This window comes from Pseudomonas sp. B8(2017) (assembly GCF_002113575.1).
Taxonomy (GTDB): Bacteria; Pseudomonadota; Gammaproteobacteria; order Pseudomonadales; family Pseudomonadaceae; genus Aquipseudomonas; species Aquipseudomonas putida_Z.
Genome location: NZ_NEIO01000005.1, coordinates 55,342 through 77,323 on the forward strand (window position 1 = coordinate 55,342; position 21,982 = coordinate 77,323).

18 protein-coding genes and 1 riboswitch are annotated in these 21,982 nt (G+C 63.4%); of the genes, 12 read left to right on the top strand and 6 right to left on the bottom strand.

Going from position 1 to position 21,982, the window contains the following annotated elements; all coding sequences use genetic code 11:
- Positions 1–95: 95 nt before the first annotated feature.
- Positions 96–1,604 carry a malate dehydrogenase (quinone) gene (mqo, locus tag CAG22_RS09905; RefSeq protein WP_025337698.1) on the bottom strand — a complete coding sequence of 503 codons (1,509 nt, stop codon included), beginning with the start codon at positions 1,602–1,604 and terminating at the stop codon, positions 96–98.
- Between the two features lie 600 nt (positions 1,605–2,204).
- On the bottom strand, positions 2,205–2,438 hold the full coding sequence (locus tag CAG22_RS09910) for a hypothetical protein (protein WP_085587352.1): 234 nt from the start codon (positions 2,436–2,438) through the stop codon (positions 2,205–2,207).
- A gap of 145 nt (positions 2,439–2,583) precedes the next feature.
- Here CAG22_RS09910 and CAG22_RS09915 point away from each other — a divergent pair, with 145 nt between their 5' ends.
- Complete coding sequence (locus CAG22_RS09915; protein ID WP_013970929.1) at positions 2,584–3,168, top strand: YajG family lipoprotein; 585 nt, start codon at positions 2,584–2,586, stop codon at positions 3,166–3,168.
- Between the two features lie 197 nt (positions 3,169–3,365).
- Positions 3,366–3,626: a hypothetical protein gene (locus CAG22_RS09920; RefSeq protein ID WP_012270506.1), complete on the top strand. Its 261-nt coding sequence runs from the start codon at positions 3,366–3,368 to the stop codon at positions 3,624–3,626.
- A gap of 131 nt (positions 3,627–3,757) precedes the next feature.
- Here CAG22_RS09920 and CAG22_RS09925 read toward each other — a convergent pair whose 3' ends face one another.
- Positions 3,758–4,924: a 1-acyl-sn-glycerol-3-phosphate acyltransferase gene (locus CAG22_RS09925; protein ID WP_025337700.1), complete on the bottom strand. Its 1,167-nt coding sequence runs from the start codon at positions 4,922–4,924 to the stop codon at positions 3,758–3,760.
- A gap of 125 nt (positions 4,925–5,049) precedes the next feature.
- Here CAG22_RS09925 and CAG22_RS09930 point away from each other — a divergent pair, with 125 nt between their 5' ends.
- The 4 genes from CAG22_RS09930 to CAG22_RS09945 all read left to right on the top strand — a co-directional run bounded on the left by CAG22_RS09930 (position 5,050) and on the right by CAG22_RS09945 (position 7,142).
- Complete coding sequence (locus CAG22_RS09930; RefSeq protein WP_012270508.1) at positions 5,050–5,232, top strand: CPXCG motif-containing cysteine-rich protein; 183 nt, start codon at positions 5,050–5,052, stop codon at positions 5,230–5,232.
- Positions 5,232–5,492, top strand: a complete 261-nt coding sequence (locus CAG22_RS09935) for a putative signal transducing protein (protein WP_025337701.1) — start codon at positions 5,232–5,234, stop codon at positions 5,490–5,492. Before CAG22_RS09930 ends, CAG22_RS09935 begins: the two co-directional genes overlap by 1 nt.
- Positions 5,493–5,507: 15 nt before the next feature.
- Complete coding sequence (locus tag CAG22_RS09940; RefSeq protein ID WP_025337702.1) at positions 5,508–6,128, top strand: SOS response-associated peptidase; 621 nt, start codon at positions 5,508–5,510, stop codon at positions 6,126–6,128.
- A gap of 198 nt (positions 6,129–6,326) precedes the next feature.
- A complete protein-coding gene (locus CAG22_RS09945) occupies positions 6,327–7,142 on the top strand; it encodes a M48 family metallopeptidase (RefSeq protein ID WP_025337703.1) in 816 nt (271 codons plus the stop codon).
- A 134-nt stretch (positions 7,143–7,276) separates the two neighbouring features.
- Here CAG22_RS09945 and CAG22_RS09950 read toward each other — a convergent pair whose 3' ends face one another.
- The 3 genes from CAG22_RS09950 to CAG22_RS09960 all read right to left on the bottom strand — a co-directional run bounded on the left by CAG22_RS09950 (position 7,277) and on the right by CAG22_RS09960 (position 10,147).
- On the bottom strand, positions 7,277–7,861 hold the full coding sequence (locus tag CAG22_RS09950) for a TMEM165/GDT1 family protein (RefSeq protein ID WP_085705405.1): 585 nt from the start codon (positions 7,859–7,861) through the stop codon (positions 7,277–7,279).
- Positions 7,862–7,949: 88 nt separating this feature from the next.
- A riboswitch (yybP-ykoY riboswitch) is annotated at positions 7,950–8,089 on the bottom strand.
- A gap of 39 nt (positions 8,090–8,128) precedes the next feature.
- Complete coding sequence (locus CAG22_RS09955; protein ID WP_085705407.1) at positions 8,129–9,127, bottom strand: class I SAM-dependent methyltransferase; 999 nt, start codon at positions 9,125–9,127, stop codon at positions 8,129–8,131.
- Between the two features lie 54 nt (positions 9,128–9,181).
- Positions 9,182–10,147, bottom strand: coding sequence for a 2-hydroxyacid dehydrogenase (locus CAG22_RS09960; RefSeq protein ID WP_085587358.1), 966 nt, complete (start codon positions 10,145–10,147; stop codon positions 9,182–9,184).
- A 310-nt stretch (positions 10,148–10,457) separates the two neighbouring features.
- Here CAG22_RS09960 and CAG22_RS09970 point away from each other — a divergent pair, with 310 nt between their 5' ends.
- From CAG22_RS09970 to CAG22_RS10000, 6 genes are all read left to right on the top strand, one after another.
- Positions 10,458–12,140: a fatty acid--CoA ligase gene (locus CAG22_RS09970; RefSeq protein ID WP_085705409.1), complete on the top strand. Its 1,683-nt coding sequence runs from the start codon at positions 10,458–10,460 to the stop codon at positions 12,138–12,140.
- A 332-nt stretch (positions 12,141–12,472) separates the two neighbouring features.
- Positions 12,473–14,392, top strand: a complete 1,920-nt coding sequence (locus tag CAG22_RS09975) for a DUF1302 domain-containing protein (protein WP_025337707.1) — start codon at positions 12,473–12,475, stop codon at positions 14,390–14,392.
- Between the two features lie 25 nt (positions 14,393–14,417).
- Complete coding sequence (locus tag CAG22_RS09980) at positions 14,418–15,782, top strand: DUF1329 domain-containing protein (RefSeq protein WP_075043774.1); 1,365 nt, start codon at positions 14,418–14,420, stop codon at positions 15,780–15,782.
- Positions 15,783–16,121: 339 nt separating this feature from the next.
- Positions 16,122–18,839: a LuxR C-terminal-related transcriptional regulator gene (locus CAG22_RS09990; RefSeq protein ID WP_085705411.1), complete on the top strand. Its 2,718-nt coding sequence runs from the start codon at positions 16,122–16,124 to the stop codon at positions 18,837–18,839.
- A gap of 159 nt (positions 18,840–18,998) precedes the next feature.
- Complete coding sequence (locus CAG22_RS09995) at positions 18,999–20,606, top strand: response regulator (RefSeq protein ID WP_025337710.1); 1,608 nt, start codon at positions 18,999–19,001, stop codon at positions 20,604–20,606.
- Positions 20,603–21,295 carry a sensor histidine kinase KdpD gene (locus CAG22_RS10000; RefSeq protein ID WP_025337711.1) on the top strand — a complete coding sequence of 231 codons (693 nt, stop codon included), beginning with the start codon at positions 20,603–20,605 and terminating at the stop codon, positions 21,293–21,295. Before CAG22_RS09995 ends, CAG22_RS10000 begins: the two co-directional genes overlap by 4 nt.
- Positions 21,296–21,982 lie beyond the last annotated feature (687 nt).

Here is a 21,982-nt window from a genome sequence, read left to right on the forward strand (position 1 = left end):
GTGGGAGCGGGCATGCCCGCAGAGGCCGGCACAGGTGAATGAGCAACCAGGCACAAAAAAACGCCCCGAGGGGCGTTTTTTCGTTACCGGCCGAATCAGGCGTAATGCTTGGCCGCCGGGCTGCTTTCCACCAGGTCCAGCGCCACGTCGTTGTCGGCACTGATCTTGTGGTACAGGGCAGCATCGGTCGCCAGGGTCTTCTCGCGAGCCGGGAAGATTTCCTTGAGCTTGGCAGCCCAGGCACCTTTGGCCTGCTCGGGGAAGCAGCGCTCGATCAGTTCCAGCATGATCGACACGGTCACCGAAGCACCCGGCGATGCGCCGAGCAGTGCAGCCAGGCTGCCGTCCTGGGCCGAGACCAGCTCGGTACCGAACTGCAGAACGCCGCCTTTCTTCGGGTCTTTCTTGATGATCTGCACGCGCTGACCAGCCACTTCCAGGCGCCAGTCTTCGGCCTTGGCCTGCGGGTAGAAGCGACGCAGGGCTTCCAGGCGCTGCTCCATCGACTGCATCACTTCGCTGACCAGGTACTTGGTCAGGTCCATGTTGTCACGGGCCACGGCCAGCATCGGGCCGATGTTGCCCATGCGCACCGACAGCGGCAGGTCCATCAGCGAACCGTGCTTGAGGAACTTGGTGGTAAAGCCGGCATATGGGCCGAACAGCAGCGATTTCTTGCCATCGACCACGCGGGTATCCAGGTGCGGTACCGACATCGGTGGGGCGCCGACCGCAGCCTGGCTGTAGACCTTGGCCTGGTGCTGCTTGACGATTTCCGGGTTGTCGCAACGCAGCCACTGGCCGCTGACCGGGAAGCCGCCGAAGCCTTTGCTTTCCGGGATGCCCGACAGCTGGAGCAGCGGCAGGGCCGCGCCACCGGCGCCGAGGAAGACGAAGCGGGCGTCCACTTCACGGCTGCCGCCGCTGTTGACGTCCTTGATGCTCACGGTCCAGCCCTTGCCGTTACGGCGCAGGCCGACGACCTTCTTGCTGTACTTGACCTGAGCATCCTGCGAGTCGCCCAGCAGCTTCAGCAGCTTGTTGGTCAGGGCGCCGAAGTTGACGTCGGTGCCCTTGAGCACGCGGGTGGCGGCGATGTGCTGGTCGGCTGGGCGGCCTGGCATCATCAGCGGCATCCAGTCATTCATCACGGCCTTGTCTTCGGTGTATTCCATGTCCGCGAAGGCATGGTGCTGCTTGAGCAGCTCATAGCGCTTCTTGAGGAAGGAAACACCCTTGTCACCCTCGACGTAGCTCAGGTGCGGGACAGGGTTGATGAAGGCACGTGCCGAGCCGAAGTTGCCCTTCTTGCTCAGGTAGGCCCAGAACTGGCGCGAAACCTCGAACTGGGTGTTGATGTGCACGGCCTTCTTGATGTCGATGCTGCCATCGGCGGCCTGGGGCGTATAGTTAAGCTCGCACAGGCCGGCGTGGCCGGTGCCTGCGTTGTTCCAGGGGTTGGAGCTTTCCGCGGCTCCGGAGTCCATCGCCTCCACGACCTCAAGCTTCAGGGTCGGGTCGAGCTCCTTGAGCAGTACGGCCAGGGTGGCACTCATGATGCCCGCGCCTACCAGTACCACATCAACCGATTCGTTCTGCGCCATTTAACGCGTCTCCACAATCTACAGCTACCTAATTGACAGCATAGGACCTGGGTTCGCCAGGGTCGCCATGTCCGACTTTTCGCAGTTCTTGCAACTTCCGCGGACACCGCCAATCAGTCTTCGGGTTCGCGTATTGAACGCGGTTTGCCACGGGTGCGGCAATTCGACTTATGGTCAAGGTGTCGTGCGTGCGTTATGGAACGGCTCAGACACTCATACGGGATGAGCGCATTTGCCGCCTGTTCAGGGCTGTTCGGGACACATCTGCCGCTTTTGCACATGCCAGACTGTTCATTTGCTCGCCACACTCTTGTGAAGTTGTGAAAACCGTTTTTTCACGCTCTTTTGGAGACGTGAACCTCAAAAGGGGACTGCGCGATGGCAACCCGCAGGTTCATGCAGTGTGAAGGGCCGGAAAAGCAGGCACGACAGCCGATGCAAGACCTGAGTGGAAGGCTCTCTGTGGGCGAAGCGTTGAAGTTGCCGGGGTCAATCGGCGAGTGCGGGGCCCGATCAGGAGACGTCCTTATAATCGGGGGGAGATTATAGCGATGTCGCGGGCAGAAATGTCGCCATTCGTGGTTTTTATTGCAGCGTTTGTCAGGCCGCGAGGATGCGCTGGTGCCAGCGGCGGCTTGCGCGGGCGCAAACCCGGGCACTGGCGGGCAGTTCGCGGCCCAGCCAGGCGAGCTGGATTTCGCTGATCTGGACCCAGCCGCTGCCGCTGGGCGCCTGGCTGCATTGCTTGAAGGCCAGGCATTTGCCGTTCGCGTCGAGGCGGGCATAGGTGTTGTGGCGCGGGCGTTGGAAGAGCAGGGTCCAGAGCGAGGCCATGGCAGCGAGTCCTGTGCGTTAGGGCTTGGCGCAAGGATAAGGGCGCGGCGATGAAACGATTGTGACAAGCGGGCCGGACCGATGACTGGTCGATGCGTGGCTAGGTATACTGTGGGCCTTCGCCGCATTTTCTGGAGTAACGCGCATGTTGCAACGTCTGTTGTTCGGTTTGATCGCCGTGGCCAGCCTCAGCCTGGTCGGTTGTGCCCACAGCCCGCAACAACTCAATCCGCAACCCACGCTCAAGGCCCAGCTCGCCCCGGTCGGCCATGGCCAGCCGGTAGTGGTCCGGGTGGTTGACGGCCGGGCCTCGCAGTCCCTGGGCACTCGCGGTGGCATGTACCCCGAGACCAGCACCATCAGCGTCAGCGGTAACGACATCGTGCCCAAGCTGCAGGCCCAGGCCGAAGCCGCCGTGCGCCTGCTCGGCTTCACCCCGACGCCGAACGCCTACAACGCGCCGCAGCTGACCGTGACCCTGGCGGAGCTGAAGTACCAGTCGCCGAAAGACAACCTGTACGTGACCGAGGCTACCATCGGCGCCACCTTCCGTGCCGACGTGTCCAATGGCGGCCGCCGCTACAGTGGCCGTTACGGCGCTTCGCTGGACCAGCGTTTCGGCATGGCGCCGAACCAGGAAACCAACACCCAGCTGGTGGGCGATGTGCTGAGCGATGCCCTGACCCGCATGTTCAAGGACCCGACCATCGGTCAGGTGCTGGGGCAGTAAGGCTTCAGCTGTAAAACAAAACCCGCTGCCTGTGTTCCAGGCAGCGGGTTTTTTGTTGTCTGTGCCCGCGAAGAGGCCGGCAAATCTTCATGCCATGCCAGATGAAATTTGATGACACTTTGTCGCCTGGGCCGGGCGTCTGGGCACGACTTGGGTAGAATGCCGGCCTTTGCCGTCGCTCATACCGAGGTTGCGTGATGTCCTTGCAAGTGCTCTGGGGGTTCCTGGCCGCCCACCCGACCAAGCTGATAAATCTGCTGGCGCTGCTGCTGACCTGCCCGGGTGGGTTGCTGCTGCACAGTGCGCGGCGGCGCGAGGCCGAGACCCGCGAATACATGGCGGTGGACGAGGGGGTGGTGGACGCGTTCGACCTGCGGGTACCGCGGTACTTCTACATTCTTGGGTTTTCGTGCCTGGCGATGGCGCTGCTGTTGTCCTGGTTCAGTACCTGGGTCTGAGATTCCGGGGCCGCTTTGCGGCCCATCGCCGGCAAGCCAGCTCCCACAGGATTACACAAGCCTGAGGGAAATGCGGTCTCTGTGGGAGCTGGCTTGCCGGCGATGGGCTGCAAAGCAGCCCCGGCATTCGCTCAGGCAACCGGTGCCTGCTGCCTTACCTGGTACTGGTTGCGCACCGGCGTCGCATACTGCAACACCAGGTACGGCCGTTGCTCCTCGGGGCAGGCATCCAGGCGGCGTTGCCATTCTTCCTTGGCCCGGGCCAGCTCATCAGCCGGGAACACCTTCTCGGCGCTCGGCACCTGCAGCGCCTCATCCTTGCCATCCCACATCGCATAGGCCAGGTAGTGCACCGGGAACAGCCGGTAGCCACCGAGGATCTGCCGGTCGATTTCCACTGCCAGCTGCTTGGTGTCCTCGTGGTACTCGGTCACCGGCGGGGCAAAGTTGATGTGCACCCGGCCCTTGTAGCCGGTAATGCCCTTGGCGATGCTGTTGTCGTCCTCGCCCGGCGCCTTCTTGTAGGTGCCGGTGGTGGCGCGGATGTACAGCTCGCGGGCCTTGGCCTGGTCGCAGGGGTCATATTCGTAGCTGATCGAAACCGGTGTCAGGTTAAGGCTTTGGATCACCGCGCCGAACGGCTCGTCCTTGCGGCTCATGTGGAACATCTTGAGGATCGCCGAATCGGTGCGGTCGTCACCGTCCTTGGCCCGGCCTTCGGCCTGGGCGATCCAGATCGACGTGGCGTCGTTGCGGATCGAATGGTTGATGTAGGCCGAGAGCAGCTGGTAGGCCGCCAGCTTTTCGCGGCGCCCACTGATCGAGCGGTGCACGATGAAGCTTTTGTTCAGGCGCATCATGTCGCTGACAAACGGCTTTTGCAGCAGGTTGTCGCCAATGGCGATGCGCGGCGTGGGCAGGCCGGCGTGGTACACCGCGTAGTTGACGAAGGCCGGGTCCATGACGATGTCACGGTGGTTGGCCAGGAACAGGTAAGCGGTGCCGGCCTTGAGCTGCTCCACGCCCGAATAGGTGACGCCGTCGGTGGCGCGGTCGATGGTCTGGTCGACGTAGTACTCGACTTTGTCCTGCAAGGTCGAGACACAGGTGACACCGGCGAATTCCTTGCGCAGGCGGCGGGCGATCAGCGGTTTGAGCAACCAGCCGAGAGCACCGGCCGCACGCGGGAAGCGGAAGTGGGTGAGGATATCGAGGAATGCCGGGTCGCTGAGCAGGCGTGCCAGAACGGCAGGGACCTCAGCGTCGTCGTACGGTCGGATGGCATCGAATTCGCCCATCATGCTCTCTTGTTGGAAACGGCTAGGGTAATAAGGTAGGGACGGGCTCCGAAAAACGGCTCGGACACACACAGGCCCTGTAAACAGACCGGCAATTATACGCATAAGTCACCCCGGAGGCCGCGATGCTGGAAACTGCTATCTACGATTGCCCTTATTGTGGCGAAGAAGTCGAAACCACGGTGGACCTGTCCGGTGGCGATCAGGAGTACATCGAGGACTGCCAGGTATGCTGCAAGCCTATCCGCTTCGTGCTGCAAGTTCATGGCGAGGAGTGGATGCTGGATGTATTCGGTGAGAATGACTGATGCAGCGCATCTACGAACCGGAAAGCCTGCTCGAGGCTGAAATGCTGGCGGGCATGCTCGCCAGCGAGGGGATCGAGGCACACCTGGTTGGCCGTGACCTGGTCGGTGCTGCCGGTGAGCTGCCGATGCAGGGTTTGCTGGGGCTTGCCGTGGCTGATGAGCAGGCCGAGTACGCACGGCAGCTGATCGATGCGTACAATGACGCCCAGCCACTGGTTGGCGACGAACCGGAGAGTTTCCCCGGTACCTTGATCTGCTAGGTTCTGAATTCGCCCATGTGTGGACGTTACGCCCTGTTTCGCTGGCCCCAGGCTCTTGCCAGTCTGCCGGGCTTTCCCGTTGGCCAGCCAGCCCAATGGAACATCTCGCCCGGGGCTTCGGTGCTGATCCAGCGCCAGCTCGACGGCCAGCTGCAACTGGCCAGGGCGCGCTGGGGGCTGACCCCGGCCTGGCTCACCGACCTGTCTCGTACCCCCGCCCATGCCCGTGCCGAAACCCTGGCCGAGCAGCCGATGTTTCGCGACGCGTTTCGCCAGCGCCGCTGCCTGATGCCGGCCAACGGCTTTTACGAATGGCGCGGTAGCGTGCGCAAGCGCCCGTACTGGCTGACCCCGGGGGAGGGCGCATCGCTGTACTTCGCCGCCGTGTGGGAGGCCTACCCGGTGCAGGACCAGGTTTGGCTGAGTTGTGCGGTGGTGACCCAGGCGGCGATGAACCAGCGTCGGCCGCTGATACTGGACGAGGCAGGGCAGGCCGCCTGGCTTGACCCGGACACGCCGCTGGCCCGGCTGCATGAGTTGCTGGCCAGCCCGCCGGCGACGTTGCGCGAGCGGGCCTTGGCGCATTTCGTCAATGACCCGAAGCTGGATGCGCCGGAGTGCCTGACCCCGGCTTGAGGGGCTACCCGCACCGGCCCCTTCGCGGGCATGCCCGCTCCCACAGGTATTACACGGCCTTCAGGTTTACTGTATCCACTGTGGGAGCGGGCGTGCCCGCGAAGAGGCCGGTGCAGGCAAATAAATTCTTCCGTGCGGCTATGGCGGCCCCAAGCGACTCGGCCTACGATACGGCGCATGTAAAAAGGGAGTGTTTTCATGCGTAAGTCTTTTGTCGTCAGCCTGTTGAGTGCTGGCATCCTGCTAGCCGGCTGCCAGGCGGTGAATACCACCAGCGGCGGTGCTGTCGGCGTCGAGCGCCAGCAGTACATGTTCAGCATGCTCTCGACCGATGAGGTCAACCAGATGTACGCCCAGTCGTACCAGCAGACCCTGGGTGAAGCATCGAACAAAGGCGTACTCGACAAGTCCAGCGCTGTTGCCAAGCGTGTGCAGGTAATTGCCAACCGCCTGATCGCCCAGACCCCCAAGTTCCGCCCGGATGCCGCGCAATGGAACTGGGAAGTGAACGTGATCAAGAGCGACGAGCTCAACGCCAACTGCGGCCCTGGCGGCAAGATCATCGTCTACACCGGGCTGATCGATCAGCTCAAGCTCACCGATGCGGAAATTGCTGCGGTGGTGGGCCACGAGATCGCCCACGCCCTGCGTGAGCACAGCCGCGAGGCGATGTCCAAGGCGTATGGTGTGGAAATGGCGCGCCAGGGCGCCGGTGCCCTCTTTGGCCTCGGCCAGGGGAGCATGGCCATGGCCGATACCGTGGTGAACTATGCCATGACCCTGCCCAACAGCCGGGCCAACGAGAACGAAGCCGACCTGATCGGCCTGGAACTCTCGGCGCGTGCCGGTTACGACCCGAATGCCGCGATCACCCTGTGGAACAAGATGAGCCAGGCTTCCGAAGGCGCACCGCCTGAGTTCATGAGCACTCACCCGGCGTCCCAGAGCCGCATTGCTTCGTTGCAGGCGGCCATTCCGAAGGTGATGCCGCTGTATCAGGCGGCCAAGAAGTAAGACCGTAAGGGGCTGCTTTGCAGCCCAATCGCCGGCAAGCCCCACAGGTATTGCACAGGCCTTGAGGCCGATAGAGCACCCTGTGGGAGCTGGCTTGCCGGCGATTGGGCCGCAGAGCGGGCCCCCGTCAGCAGTTAGCCCACCCAGCCACTGGCTTTCATCGCCGAGTACACGGCCACGATCGCCAGCACGAAGAACGCCGTGGCCGCCAGGCGACGGATCAGCGTCAGCGGCAGTTTGTCCGCCGCGAAGTTGCCCGCCAAAACCACCGGCACGTTGGCAATCAGCATGCCCAGGGTGGTACCGATAATGACCATGATCAGGTACGGATACTGTGCTGCCAGCATCACCGTGGCGACCTGGGTCTTGTCACCGATTTCAGCCAGGAAGAACGCGATCAGCGTGGTCAGGAACGGCCCGAAGCGGCGTGCCGGGTTCTCGTCGTCATCCATCTTGTCCGGAACCAGGGTCCACAGGGCTGTGGCGGTGAAGCTCGCAGCCAGGATCCAGTGCAGTGCCGAGTCGCTGAAGAAGCTGCCGACCCACGCGCCCACGGCACCAGCCGCGGCATGGTTGGCCAGGGTGGCGGCGATGATGCCGGCGATGATCGGCCAGGGCTTGCGGAAGCGGGCAGCGATTATGAGCGCGAGCAATTGCGTCTTGTCGCCGATTTCGGCGAGGGCAACGATGGCGGTGGGGACCAACAGAGATTCCAGCATCAGGATTCCTACGGGGGCGGGTCGACACGGCTATGACACGTACAGCCTCCCCGCCCCGGGTAAGGTGTGCGTGTCATAGGTCTTGTCAAACCCTGGATCCGTCTATACGGATCTCGCCATGCAGGCTGGCATGGAGGGTCGCACGCGCCATGGTCTGTGGACCAAGTATGTTGACGCGTACCGGGCGAGCTGGGCGCTCGCGGGAGACTACTCCCCTAGGACGGTGCGGATTCTGCCTAGGCAAAACGCTTTCGGCAAGCGCTGTTTTTATCCGTGTGTTGCCTGGTAGATGCGGAAACCGTCCGCCTCCTCGCGTACCTGGCAGTTGCCCAGCGCCCCTTCGATCAGTGGCTGGTAGCGCAGGAAACTGTTGGCAACCAGGCGCATTTCGCCACCTTTTCGCAGATGAACGGCCGATTTTTTCAGCAAGTTTTCCGATGCCTGGTAGTTGGTGTGCACCCCGGTGTGGAACGGCGGGTTGCTCAGGATCAGGCTCAGCTCGGTCGGCGCCGCGTCGATGCCGTCGCCGCTGATCACTTCGCCTTCCAGACCATTGGCGGCCAAGGTCAGGCGGCTGGCGGCCACGGCGAAGGCATCCACGTCCAGCAGGGTCACCCGGTTTTGCGGATAACGGCGTTTGACCGTGGCGCCCAGCACCCCGGCACCGCAGCCGAAGTCCAGCACATGCCCGCTCGGCAGGCCGTCGAGGTGCTTGAGCAGCAGGGCGGTACCGCGATCGAGGCGACCATGGCTGAACACACCGGGCAGGCTGACCACTTGCAGTGGGCCGTCTTCCAGGCTGAGCTCGAAGCGTTCGGCCAGGCTTTCCAGGGGCTTGGCTTCTGGCGCGTGCTCGATGGTCACCTGCCACAGCTGGCAATGGCGGGCGCTGTCGAGCTTGCGTGGCTTGCCAAAGGCCTGCAGCTGCTTGGCCGCGCCCTCGATGCCGCCACGTTTCTCGCCGACCAGGTACAGCTCTCGGCCAGCCAGGCGCGAGGCCAGGGCGTTGAGCAGGTAGGCGGCCAGTTCGCGGGACTTGGGCAGGAACAGCACGGCGCTGTCGAAAGCCACTTCAGGGGGCTCCACTGCATAGTGGCTGCGCCCGGCGAAGCGGCTCTCGAGCATGGCCTGGTCGCCCGCATGCCAGGTCCAGGCCCGGGCCTGGGGCAACTGGCCGAGCAGGCCGTCGGCGGGGGCGCCGGCGAGCAGCAGCGGGCCCTGGAACAGCTCTGCCTGGCGGAGCAACACTTCACTGCGCGGGTCCATGGACGACGCCTCCTGGAAAAAAGTGGCGCAGTGTAGCAGAGGCGGGCGTCGGGCTCAGCTGACCACGCGGCGTGGCTGCCCGGCGAAGAAGGCCTGGGCGTTCTCGCTGAGCTGGCCGACGATGCGCTGGCGCGATTCCACTGCGCCCCAGGCGCTGTGCGGGGTGATGATCAGGCGCGGGATGCCGGGTTCGAGCAGCGGGTTGCCATTGACCGGCGGTTCCACGCTCAGCACGTCGGTGGCGGCACCGCCCAGGTGGCCACTGCGCAGGGCGTCGGCCAGCGCTTGCTCGTCGATCAGGCCGCCGCGGGCGGTGTTGACCACCAACGCGTTGGGCTTGAGCAGGGCCAGTTCGCGGGCCCCGAGCATGTGTCGGGTGTGCTCGTTCAGCGGGCAGTGCAGGGTCAGGGCGTCGACTTGCGGCAGCAACTCGTCCAGTGGCAAACGGTCGGCGCGTTCCGGGCGGCCGGGGAGCTGCCCGCTGAGCACGCGCATGCCGAAGGCTTCGGCCAGCCTCGCCACCGCGCCGCCCAGTTCACCGTGGCCGAGCAGGCCAAGGGTCTTGCCCTCCAGTTCGACGATGGGGAAGTCCAGCAGGCAGAACTGGCTGGCCTTGGCCCACTGGCCGTCGGCTACCGCCTGGTTGTAGTCGCACAGGCGGGTGGCCAGGGCCAGCAGCAGGGCGAGGGTGTGCTGGGCGACGGACGGTGTGCCGTAGCCCTGGCAGTTGCACACGGTGATGCCCTGGGCGCGCGCGGCCGCCAGGTCGACATTGTTGGTGCCGGTGGCGGCCACCAGGATCAGCTTCAGTTGCGGGTTGGCGGCCAGGGTCGCGGCGTCGAGCATGACCTTGTTGCTGACTACCGCCACCGCGCCCTGCAGGCGTTCGGCGACCTGCTCCTGGTGAGTGGCGGCGAACAGTTCGAACTCATCGAACTGCTGCTTCAGGGGCGAGAGGTCGAGATCGCCCAGGTCCAGGGACTGGTGATCGAGAAACACGGCGCGACGCGGGCTGGGCATGAAGTTCTCCGAGGCTGGGCGGGATTTCGGTGTTGTGGCCATTCGCGGGCATGCCCGCTCCCACAGGACCCCACCAACCTGCGGGGTGTGTAGTACCTGTGGGAGCGGGCGTGCCCGCGAAAGGGCCTTTGGCTCCAGCACAAATCCTGAAGCTGCCGCCGCAGTGTCTAGTTCAACCTTGCCGCCCGTCAACGCCCGCCACTCATACCTTCATCATGCAAATCATTCCTTCGGCTGATTTAGCCGTCACATTGGCGAACTACAGTAGTTCCCAGACTTGTCCGGCCCGCTTTTCAGAAAAGGGATACCCATGTTGCAGACCCGCATCATCAAGCCCGCCGAGGGCGCCTACGCCTACCCCCTGCTGATCAAGCGCCTGCTGATGTCTGGCAGCCGCTATGAAAAAACCCGCGAAATCGTCTACCGCGACCAGTTGCGGCTGACCTACCCACAACTCAACGAGCGCATCGCGCGCCTGGCCAACGTGCTGACCGAAGCCGGGGTAAAGGCCGGTGACACCGTGGCGGTGATGGACTGGGACAGCCACCGCTACCTGGAATGCATGTTCGCCATTCCGATGATCGGCGCGGTGGTGCACACCATCAACGTGCGCCTGTCGCCCGAGCAGATTCTCTACACCATGAACCACGCCGAAGACCGCGTGGTGCTGGTCAACAGCGACTTCGTCGGCCTGTACCAGGCCATCGCGGGGCAACTGACCACCGTCGACAAGACCGTGCTGCTGACCGACGGCCCGGACAAGACAGCCGAGCTGCCCAACCTGGTGGGCGAGTACGAGCAACTGCTGGCCGCTGCCAGCCCGCGCTACGACTTCCCGGACTTCGACGAGAACTCGGTGGCCACCACCTTCTACACCACCGGCACCACCGGCAACCCCAAGGGGGTGTACTTCACTCACCGGCAGCTGGTGCTGCATACCCTGGCCGAAGCTTCGGTGACCGGCAGCATCGACAGCGTGCGCCTGCTGGGCAGCAACGACGTGTACATGCCCATCACGCCGATGTTCCACGTGCACGCCTGGGGCATTCCCTACGCCGCCACCATGCTCGGCATGAAGCAGGTGTATCCGGGGCGCTACGAGCCGGACATGCTGGTCAAGCTGTGGCGCGAAGAGAAGGTCACCTTCTCCCATTGCGTGCCGACCATCCTGCAGATGCTGCTCAACTGCCCGACCTCCCAAGGTCAGGACTTCGGCGGCTGGAAGATCATCATCGGCGGCAGCGCACTCAACCGCTCGTTGTACCAGGCCGCCCTGGCACGCGGCATCCAGCTGACCGCCGCGTATGGCATGTCCGAGACCTGCCCGCTGATTTCCGCCGCCCACCTGAACGACGAACTGCAGGCCGGCAGCGAGGATGAGCGCGTCACCTACCGCATCAAGGCCGGCGTGCCGGTGCCGCTGGTCGAGGCGGCCATCGTCGACGGCGACGGCAATTTCCTGCCCGCCGATGGTGAAACCCAGGGCGAGCTGGTGCTGCGTGCGCCGTGGCTGACCATGGGCTACTTCAAGGAGCCGGAGAAGAGCGAGGAGCTGTGGCAGGGTGGCTGGTTGCACACCGGCGATGTCGCCACGCTCGACGGCATGGGCTACATCGACATCCGCGACCGTATCAAGGATGTGATCAAGACCGGTGGCGAATGGATTTCCTCGCTCGACCTCGAAGACCTGATCAGCCGCCACCCGGCCGTGCGCGAAGTGGCGGTGGTAGGGGTGGCCGACCCGCAGTGGGGTGAACGCCCGTTTGCCCTGCTGGTGGTGCGCGATGGCCAGGCCATCGACGCCAAGGCATTGAAGGAACACCTCAAGCCTTTTGTCGAGCAAGGGCACATCAACAAGTGGGCGATTCCAAGCCAGATCGCCGTTGTTACTGAAATTCCCAAGACCAGTGTCGGCAAGCTGGACAAGAAACGCATCCGCCAGGACATCGTCCAGTGGCAGGCCAGCAACAGCGCGTTCCTCTCCACGCTGTAACCGCCATGCGGGTCGCGTACCGCAGCACGCGACCCGCATGCTAGAGGGGTGGAGCCTTGCCAAACGGCAGAAATACGCCATCCTTTAGCACTGCCAGCGCGCAGCCGGGGCAACATGGCAGCGAGTTGGCCGCACGGAGCGCAAATCACACTTTAGAGGGATCAAGCGCCTGTGCCTTGCTGGCTATAGTCGGGGCCAGGGGATTTTCAGGAATGGGGGAAGGCGACATGCGCAAGCCGTGTCGCCGCGGGCGCAAGCCTGCAAACCGGTCGCTCGGGCCGTTCTTGAAAGGACTCACTGCCATAACAAAAAAAGTACATGGAGTAGCGTCGATGAAATCTGCAAACCTGTTCTGGCGCCGGGCCAAGCTGCCCCTGGCTGTCAGCCTTGCTTCCACGCTCGCAAGTCCTGCTTTCGCTGTCAGTTTCAACATTGGTGAAATCGAAGGCCAGTTCGACTCGTCGCTCTCCATCGGCGCCAGCTGGTCGACGGCCAACCCCAACAAGAACCTGATCGGGGTGAACAACGGCGGCAAGGGCCTGTCGCAGACATCCGACGATGGCCACCTGAACTTCAAGAAGGGCGAAACCTTCTCCAAGATCTTCAAGGGCATCCATGACCTGGAGCTCAAGTACGGCGACACCGGCGTGTTCGTCCGCGGCAAGTACTGGTATGACTTCGAACTGAAGGACGAAGGCCGCGAGTTCAAGGACATCAGCGACTCCAACCGCAAGGAAGGCGCCAAATCGTCCGGTGCCGAGCTGCTCGACGCGTTCGTCTACCACAACTACTCCATCGGCGATCAGCCAGGCTCGGTGCGCCTGGGCAAGCAGGTGGTGAGCTGGGGTGAAAGTACCTTCATCGGTGGCGGCATCAACTCGATCAACCCGATCGACGTGTCGGCATTCCGCCGCCCGGGGGCCGAGATCAAGGAAGGCCTGATTCCGGTCAACATGTTCTACGTTTCGCAGAGCCTGACCGACAACCTGTCGGCCGAGGCCTTCTACCAGATCGAATGGGACCAGACGGTCGTCGACAACTGCGGCACCTTCTTCTCCCAGCCTGATGTGATCGCCGATGGCTGCAACAACAACTTGGCCGTTCTGGCCACCCAGAACTCGCTGGCCAGCCGGCTTGGGCCGCTGTCCCCTCGTGTAGCGGCCGCGTTGGCTGCGCAAGGCGTGACTCATGGCTCACCTGACGAGGGGGTGATCGTAAGCCGCGGTCCGGATCGTGATGCACGTGACAGTGGCCAATTTGGCGTTTCGCTGCGCTACATGTTCGAACCGTTGAACACCGAGTTTGGTGGTTACTTCATGAACTACCACAGCCGCGCACCAATATTCAGCGGTCGCGGGGCCGATCTTCAGTATTACAGTGCCACAGGCCTGGCGGGAGCGCTGGTCAGCGCAGGAGTACCAGCGGCGGCGCTGGGTAATCTGTTGCCCAGTCTGTTGCCGTTGCAGGTGGCAGGTAACTCCAGCTATTACGTCGAATACCCAGAAGATATCCGCCTGTACGGGCTGAGCTTCTCCACGACGCTGCCTACTGGCACTGCCTGGAGCGGTGAGATCAGCTACCGTCCGAACGCACCCGTGCAGTTGAATACTACCGATATTCTCTTTTCCGGCCTGACACCGCTCAACCCGGATGTATCGGTATTGCAAGGCAAGCCTGGCACCGACCAGCCAGGTTATCGTCGCAAGGAAATTACCCAGCTGCAGACAACCTTCACCCACTTCTTCGATCAGGTGATGGGGGCCGAGCGGTTGACCATGGTAGGGGAAGTCGGATGGACGCACGTTGGCGGCCTGGAAAGCACGTCCAAGCTGCGCTACGGGCGCGACCCGGTGTTTGGTCCGGGGCCGCTTCCAAATGGCCAGTGCGAGACGCTCAACGCCAATACTTTGGGTACCGCCAACGCGAACAACGTGTCGCGCTACTGCGAGAACGATGGCTACACCACTTCCGACTCTTGGGGTTACCGCATCCGCGCGATCTGGGACTACAACAACGTCTTTGCCGGAATTAACCTGCGCCCGAGCTTGGCCTGGTCGCACGACGTCGACGGTTACTCACCTGGTCCTGGCGGCAACTTCGAGGAAGGTCGCAAGGCGATCAGCCTGGGCCTGGATGCCGAGTATCAGCAAACCTACACGGCGAGCCTGTCGTACACCAACTTCTTCGACGGCAAGTACACCACCGTGGATGACCGCGACTTCGTCGCCCTCAGCTTCGGTGTGAACTTCTAAGCATACAGATCCAGGACGACACGACATGAACAAGACCAGAAGTCTGCTGCAAGCCGGTGTGCTGGGCCTGTCCCTGCTGGCGACCAGCGTCATGGCTGCAGTATCCGCCGACGAGGCGGCCAAGCTGGGCAGTACCCTGACCCCGATGGGCGCCGAAAAGGCCGGCAACGCCGATGGCTCGATCGGCCCGTGGGAGCCGCTGTCGAAGAGCGCGGGCAGTGCCGACGGCAAGGGCTTCCTGTCCGACCCGTACGGCAGCGACAAGCCGCTGTTCACCATCACCGCGCAGAACGCCGACCAGTACAAGGACAAGCTCTCGCCGGGCCAGTTGGCCATGCTCAAGCGCTACCCGGACACCTTCAAGATACCGGTATTCAAGACCCATCGCGGTTCCACGGTGCCGGCCGATGTGTTCGCCGCCATCAAGGAGAACGCCACCAAGACCACCCTGGTCGAAGGCGGCAACGGCCTGAGCAACTTCCGCACGGCTGTACCGTTCCCGATCCCCAAAAGCGGCCTGGAGGTGATCTGGAACCACATCACCCGCTACCGGGGTGGCAGCGTCAGCCGCCTGGTGACCCAGGCCACGCCGCAGCAGAACGGCTCCTTCAACCCTGTGTACTTCTCCGACCAGTTCGTCTTCCGCGACAAGATGAAGGATTACGACCCGAACAACCCGGGCAACATCCTGTTCTACTTCAAGCAGGAGGTGACCGCGCCCGCGCGTCTGGCCGGTACCGTGCTGCTGGTGCACGAAACCCTCGACCAGGTGAAGGAACCGCGCAAGGCGTGGATCTACAACGCAGGCCAACGCCGTGTGCGCCAGGCACCGCAAGTGTCGTACGACGGCCCGGGTACCGCCGCCGACGGTTTGCGCACCTCGGACAACCTGGACATGTTCAACGGTGCGCCGGACCGCTATGACTGGAAGCTGGAAGGCAAGAAGGAGATGTACATCGCGTCCAACGCCTTCAAGCTCGACGACCCCAAGCTCAAGTACACCGACATCATCAAGGCCGGGCACATCAACCAGGACCTTTCCCGTTACGAGCTGCGCCGCGTGTGGCACGTGGTCGCGACCCTCAAGCCAGGCCAGCGGCACATCTATGCCAAGCGTGACTTCTACATCGACGAGGACACCTGGCAGGCTGCGGTGATCGACCAGTACGACGGCCGTGGCCAGCTGTGGCGCGTGTCCGAGGCACATGCCCAGCCGTACTACAATGTGGAAGTGCCGTGGTACACCCTGGAGACTATCTACGACCTGCAGTCGGGCCGTTACCTGGCCCTGGGCATGAAGAACGAAGAGAAGCGCGCCTACGACTTCGGCTTCAGCGCCAGCAAGGCGGACTTCCAGCCAGCGGCACTGCGCCAGTCGGGTATTCGCTAAGTATCGCGCAACCTCGGAGCGCCCCGGCTTGTCCGGGGCGTTTCATTTTCCTGTACCGGCCCCTTCGCGGGCTCGCCCGCTCCCACAGGTACTGCGCTGGCCTGGAAGCCTGCGAAATCCCTGTGGGAGCGGGCGTGCCCGCGAAGAGGCCGGAACAGGCAATAAATCTGCTGAATACCTCCCCAAATCCCCGCCCCAGCCCCTGTCCATCAGCCATGTTGCTTTTTGTCGCAGTCTTTTCCAGGGGAATTGCGCCCATCATCTTCAAATGCGCAGCGTTACCCGCTAGTCTCGCAAGCATCCATACCGCCGTAGTCTTCCAACCAGAACGAGCCGGCCATGACAGATCTGTCCCGTACGCATGGATTCGCCAGCCAGGCCCTGGGCCTGCTGGACGGGCGTTTCTTCCGGCCGCCCTTGCCGGACGGCCATGTGCCGCGCCTGCGCCTGTGCCAGCGGCTGCAAGCCGGCCTCGGCGGGCGGCTGTTGCTGGTCAATGCTCCGGCGGGTTTCGGCAAAAGCTCCCTGGCCATCGAATTTTGCGAAGCGCTGCCCGAGCACTGGCGTAGCCTGTGGCTGGGCCTGAGCCAACGGGATGCCGACCCTGGCCGCTTCCTCGAACGCCTGCTCGAAGGCCTGCAGCAGTACTGCCCGGCGCTGGGCGGCCAGGCCATGGGCCTGCTGAAAATGCGCCAGCGCCACCAGCCGTTCGCCTTCGAGGAATGGCTCGACGGCCTGCTCGACGAGCTGGCGCTGTACCTGCAAGCCGATACGCCCTTGTTGCTGGTGCTGGACGACTATCACCTGGCCCAGGGGCCGGTGCTCGACCGCTGCCTGCAGTTCTTCCTCAATCACCTGCCCCCCGGCCTGGTGCTGCTGGTCACCAGCCGCCAGCGCCCAGACTGGCACCTGGCGCGCCTGCGCCTGTCGCGGCAACTGGTCGAGCTTAACGAACAGGACTTGCGCCTTACCGCTGACGAGTCGCTGGCGGTGATCGGTCGCCAACCCACCGGGCTGCGTGGCCAGGCCCTGGACAACCTGATCCAGCGCAGCGACGGTTGGGTGGCCGGGTTGCGTTTCTGGCAACTGGCGGCCAGCGAGTCCGCTGACGAGCAGGCCTTGCCACAGGCCTTGCACGGCGGCGAGGGCCTGATCCGCGACTATCTGCTGGAAGAAGTCATCGACATGCTGCCCGCCGATGTGCAGGCCTTCCTGTACGAAACGGCCTGCCAGGAGCGTTTCTGCGCACCATTGTGCGATGCCGTGCGCGGCCGCCACGACAGCGCCGCGATCCTGCGCTTCTTGCAGGCGCACCAGGTGTTCCTGGTGCCGCTGGACGAGCATGGCCACTGGTTCCGCTATCACCACCTGTTCTCCGACCTGCTGCGCAGCCGCCAGGCCAGCGAGCCGCTGGCCGGCCTGCAGTTGCGTGCCTGCCGCTGGTTCGAAAGCCAGGGCCTGCTGGACGAAGCGGTGGAGCAGGCGCTGCGGGCCGGTCACCTTGATGTCGCCGCCGATCTGGTGCAGAGCCTGTCCGAGGAGCAACTGCTGGCCGAACAGAACGTCGGCATGTTGCTGCGCTGGAAGATGGACCTGCCCGACAGCCTGCTGATCAGCACGCCGCGGCTGATCGTGCTGTACAGCTGGGCGTTGGGCCTGGCGTGCCAGCTGGACGCGGCCGAAGAGCTGGCGGGTTATCTCAGCCGCTTCCTGCCCGCGCCTTCGGCGACCGCGCAAAAGTCCATGCTGGCCCAGTGGCTGGCGCTGAGTGGTGTGATCGCCCGTGGCCGTGGCGACCGCGAGCGCACCCTGGCCTATTGCGGCGAAGCGCTGCAGAGCCTGCCGAGCAAGCGTTATGGCCAACGCCTGGTGTGCCTGTCGACGCTGTCCAACCTGGCGATTGCCGATGGCGATTTCTGGCGGGCCCGCGGCTGGAACCGTGAGGCCCTGGAGCTGGCCCAGCGCGTTGGCAACCCATTGTTCGAGGCCCTGGCCCATTACGACCGGGCGCGGGTGCTGCATGCCCGTGGCGAGGTGTTGCGCGCACTGGACGAAGTGCGCGAGGGGCTGCAGCGCCTGCAAGGGCTGTCGGCACAGCGGCTGTATGCCGTGCGCGCCCGCCTGACGCTTTACGAAGGCTACCTGCTGGTATCGCGCCTGCAGCCGTCCCAGGGCCGTGCCCGCTTGCGTGCGGGGCTGGGCGAGGCGCGGGCCTGCCGCGATATCAGCGTGCTCATCGGCCACTGCGTGATCGCTACGCTCGATGGCCGGGAAGGGCACTTTGCCGAGGCTTTTGCCGAACTGGCCGAGGCCGAGCGGCTGATGCACATCTGGGATGTGCCGCCGGTCTACTACCTGGCCATGATCACCCTGGTCAAATGCGAGTTGTGGCTGGCACAGGGACGCATCGACCTGGCCGAGTCCTGGCTGCTGCGCCTGGGCCAGACCTATGGCGGCGAGCAACCGGCGGCGGCCCCGGAGTTCCACCCGTTGCTGCCGTTGCACATCGCCTTGCAGCAGGCATCGCTCGAGCGTATCCAGTCGCATAGCGACGACGCGGCGCAACGCCTGGCCAGCCTGGTCGAGCGCGGCCAGGCCAGTGGCGGCATGATGCTCAGCGTCAGTGCCCTGTGCCAGTGGCTTGGCTTGTTGCTGGGCGAAGGCCGGGACGAGCAGGCCGCCCAGTTGTTGCCACGGTTGCTGGAGGCAGCCGAAGGCGGCGTGCTGCAACCGTTCCAGCCTTTGCTGGAGCAGCACCCGCAGTGGCTTCTCGAACAGCTGCAGGCAGTTGCCGCCTGCTCGGTGCAGGCCGAGCTGCTCAAGCGCCTGCCACCGCTGCCGAGCGCCAGCACCGGCAGCGGTGAAGCCCTGAGTAGCCGCGAGCTGGCCGTGCTCGAGCTGATTGCCCAGGGTTGTTCCAACCAGCAGATCAGCGAGCGGCTGTTCATTTCCCTGCACACGGTGAAAACCCACGCCAGCCATATCAACAGCAAGCTGGGGGTGGAGCGGCGTACCCAGGCGGTGGCCAAGGCCAAGTCCCTGGGAATGCTGGCGTGACAATAGCCCTGCAGGGCCTTGCTCGCTAAAGCGATGGCGCCAGGCCATCGTTCGTGGCCGCCAACGCTCTACCCTCATCTTTCCCGACCAGCTGCCGATACAGCTATCGGTGGCATCGCCTCGCGCGATTTTTCAATCATTCCAAGGCAGGTCGTGTTGATGCTGCAGTACGGGCAAAAGAGCTTTCTGATCGTCGACGACTTTACCGACTTTCGCACGTCGACCCGTTCCATGCTGCGCGAGCTGGGCGTACGTGACGTGGACACCGCCGACAGCGGCGAGCAGGCGCTGCGCATGTGCGCGCAAAAGCGCTATGACGTCATCCTGCAGGACTTCCACCTGGGTGACGGCAAGAAGAACGGCCAGCAGGTGCTCGAAGACCTGATCCTCGACAAGCACATCAGCCATGAGTGCATATTCATCATGGTCACGGCCGAGAGCAGCCAGGCCATTGTCCTCAGCGCCATCGAGCACGAGCCTGATGCCTACCTGACCAAACCGTTCAACCGGGTTGGCCTGGCCCAGCGCGTGGAGAAGCTGTACCAGCGCAAGACCTTGCTCAAGCCGATCCTGCAGGCCCTGGACCGCAATCGCCCGGCCGAAGTGCTGGCGGCCTGCGCCGAGCTGTGCAAGCGCGACCCACGCCTGGCCCCGCTGTGCCTGCGCTATCGGGCTGATGCCTTGCGCAACCTCAACCGTTTCGAGGAGCTGGAGAAGTTCCTCAAGGCCATCCTGGCCAGCCGCCCGCAGCCGTGGGTGTACTCGGCGTTGGGCAGCCTGATGCACAAGCGCGGCCAGAATGCCCAGGCCCAGGGCGTGTACGAGCAGGCGCTCAAGGCCTTCCCGATCATGCCAGGCCTGTACGATGGCATGGCCGAGGTGCTGGTGGCCCAAGGCGAAACCAGGCGTGCGCAGAACATGCTTGAAGAAGCCGTGCGCCTGTCGCCGCTGTCGGTGCGCCGGCAGTCGACGCTGGGCAAGCTGGCGTTGGAAAACGAAGACTTCGAGAGTGCCTCGAAAGCGTTCCGCCATGCGGTGAACCAGGGCCAGAGCTCACGCTACAAGGACCCCGAGAACAACCTGGGCCTGGTGCAGGCGCTGATGAGCAGGAATGCCGGCTTTGGCCTGGATGCGCGCACCCGGGTCGAGATCAACAGCACGCTCAGCGAAGTAGCCAAGGAAAACCCCGAGGACCAGGGCCTGCAGGTGCGTGCCCGCATGATGAAGGCCGCCAGCCTGCAGCAGGCCGGCGATCCTGAAACGGCTGCCAAGCTGACCGAACAGGCGATCCAGCGCCTGGACAAGATGAACCAGTTCTTCTCGGTCGATTCGGCCCTGACCGTTGCCGCGCAGTTGCAGGCCATGGGGCAGGAAGCCGCCGCCATCGGCGTGCTGAGGAGCTGTGTGGAAAGTTATGGCGACGACCCCAAGGTCATGGAGAGGGTCGGCAAGCTGACGGACGACCCCAGCGTGCTCAACGCCATTACCGAAGCGGTCACCCTCAATCGCCAGGGTGTGCGCAGTTACCAGGGGGGGCAGCTCGGCGAGGCGTTGCAGCTGTTCCGCAAGGCGCTGGGTTTGCAGCCGAAGAACATCAGCATCGCCCTCAACACTGCTCAGGCGCTGCTGCGCATCGGCGGAGACAGCCCTCAGCCCGCGATCATGCAGGAGTGCCGCGACGCCCTGACCAGCGTGGCCGGCATCCCCGCCAGCGACAACCGCTACGACCGCTACCGCAAACTGCACATCCGAGTGTTCGGCGCATGAATCAAGACAACCAGGGGCTGGATTTTTCCACGGTGATCGCCTCCACCGTGCACGACCTGAAGAATTCCCTGTCGGCGTTGATCCAGTCCCACAACCAGTGGATGCAGCGCTTGCCCGAGGAACTGCGCGGTGGTGCCGAGCAGGGGGTGATGGAGCATGAGTTTCGCCACCTCAATGGCATGCTGGTGCAGTTGCTGGGGTTGTACAAACTGGGCGTGAACCAGTTGCCGGTGTGCCCGGACTACCACGAACTGGACGATTTCATCGAAGCCCAGCTGGCTGCGCACGAGGAAGTGCTCAAGCACAAGGACATCCTTGCCACCTGGCGCATCGACACCGACAACCCGCTGGGCTTCTTCGACCGCGAGCTGGTGGCCTCGGTGATCGCCAACGTGATCACCAACGCCACCCGCTTTGCCGCGCATGCCTTGTTGATCACCATCGAAGAGGCAGACAACCAGCTGGCCATCTGCGTCAACGATGACGGCCCGGGTTATCCACAGCGCATGCTCGAACGCCAGGAAGAATTCATTCAGGGTATCGACTCGACCAGCGGCAGTACCGGCCTGGGCCTGTATTTTGCGGCGCGAATCGCGGCACTGCATGAAAGCGGCGGGGTGCGCGGGCGGATCGAGATCTCCAATGGCGGCGCGCTTGGGGGTGGGTTGTTCAGGTTGTTCTTGCCTTGAGAGAAGCTTGCAGAGCACGGCCCGTATTGACACATCAAGCAACGCTTCCTGCTAGTACAGCGGCGACGCTTCGTCGTGAGTTGTAGGAGCAATCTGATCTAAACCAAACGGGCTTTTGAGCTCTTTTTCATCGGCGTTCACGCTGGTAATTATTCGGTTTTCGATGACTACCAGCAGAGCGGTTATGAAGAGATTTACCCAGAAGTTGAACCACTGCTCACCGATTGAAAGCTTCCGAGCGAATGAGCATCAGAGGAATGCGGGCTTCGGCGCAAACCGTTATGACCTTGCGTCGCTCCTCGGTCAGTGCGACTTCAATGCCCCGCAACCGAAAGACATGCGGGTGTGGGACCGCATGCAACCAGTAGGTCGTGAGTTCTAAATGGACGGAGGCTCCATTTCGAATGCGGGGCTTGCATGAGAAGGCGAATCAGCAAACTCCGATACCAAATATTTCGATCCCAAGCCAGAACCCTCACTCATGAATTGCTGTGTCGGCAGCCAGAACTACTGAGCCGAGATGTCGAGCTGGATCAAGTCCGGATAGAGCCCATAACGCACGAGGCCGTCAGTGCTAGCCTGGAATGGCTGACAAGTGGGTGTATGTTTCCTTGGGAGGAAATTGTCGACTGGAAGGATAGCGATCCCAAAGGGTTCGATCTTGCCATCTGGTTCGGAAGCGAGCTC

What these genes read in the sequence shown, in the direction of transcription:
- CAG22_RS09930 (WP_012270508.1), top strand. Translation starts at nt 5,050, where the DNA reads ATGCTGGAAACTGCTATCTACGATTGCCCTTATTGTGGCGAAGAAGTC.
- CAG22_RS10000 (WP_025337711.1), top strand. Translation starts at nt 20,603, where the DNA reads ATGAATCAAGACAACCAGGGGCTGGATTTTTCCACGGTGATCGCCTCC.
- CAG22_RS09915 (WP_013970929.1), top strand. Translation starts at nt 2,584, where the DNA reads ATGTTGCAACGTCTGTTGTTCGGTTTGATCGCCGTGGCCAGCCTCAGC.
- CAG22_RS09935 (WP_025337701.1), top strand. Translation starts at nt 5,232, where the DNA reads ATGCAGCGCATCTACGAACCGGAAAGCCTGCTCGAGGCTGAAATGCTG.
- mqo (WP_025337698.1), bottom strand. Translation starts at nt 1,604, where the DNA reads ATGGCGCAGAACGAATCGGTTGATGTGGTACTGGTAGGCGCGGGCATC.
- CAG22_RS09980 (WP_075043774.1), top strand. Translation starts at nt 14,418, where the DNA reads ATGAACAAGACCAGAAGTCTGCTGCAAGCCGGTGTGCTGGGCCTGTCC.
- CAG22_RS09995 (WP_025337710.1), top strand. Translation starts at nt 18,999, where the DNA reads ATGCTGCAGTACGGGCAAAAGAGCTTTCTGATCGTCGACGACTTTACC.
- CAG22_RS09975 (WP_025337707.1), top strand. Translation starts at nt 12,473, where the DNA reads ATGAAATCTGCAAACCTGTTCTGGCGCCGGGCCAAGCTGCCCCTGGCT.
- CAG22_RS09950 (WP_085705405.1), bottom strand. Translation starts at nt 7,861, where the DNA reads ATGCTGGAATCTCTGTTGGTCCCCACCGCCATCGTTGCCCTCGCCGAA.
- CAG22_RS09920 (WP_012270506.1), top strand. Translation starts at nt 3,366, where the DNA reads ATGTCCTTGCAAGTGCTCTGGGGGTTCCTGGCCGCCCACCCGACCAAG.
- CAG22_RS09910 (WP_085587352.1), bottom strand. Translation starts at nt 2,438, where the DNA reads ATGGCCTCGCTCTGGACCCTGCTCTTCCAACGCCCGCGCCACAACACC.
- CAG22_RS09945 (WP_025337703.1), top strand. Translation starts at nt 6,327, where the DNA reads ATGCGTAAGTCTTTTGTCGTCAGCCTGTTGAGTGCTGGCATCCTGCTA.
- CAG22_RS09955 (WP_085705407.1), bottom strand. Translation starts at nt 9,127, where the DNA reads ATGGACCCGCGCAGTGAAGTGTTGCTCCGCCAGGCAGAGCTGTTCCAG.
- CAG22_RS09940 (WP_025337702.1), top strand. Translation starts at nt 5,508, where the DNA reads ATGTGTGGACGTTACGCCCTGTTTCGCTGGCCCCAGGCTCTTGCCAGT.
- CAG22_RS09990 (WP_085705411.1), top strand. Translation starts at nt 16,122, where the DNA reads ATGACAGATCTGTCCCGTACGCATGGATTCGCCAGCCAGGCCCTGGGC.
- CAG22_RS09960 (WP_085587358.1), bottom strand. Translation starts at nt 10,147, where the DNA reads ATGCCCAGCCCGCGTCGCGCCGTGTTTCTCGATCACCAGTCCCTGGAC.
- CAG22_RS09970 (WP_085705409.1), top strand. Translation starts at nt 10,458, where the DNA reads ATGTTGCAGACCCGCATCATCAAGCCCGCCGAGGGCGCCTACGCCTAC.
- CAG22_RS09925 (WP_025337700.1), bottom strand. Translation starts at nt 4,924, where the DNA reads ATGGGCGAATTCGATGCCATCCGACCGTACGACGACGCTGAGGTCCCT.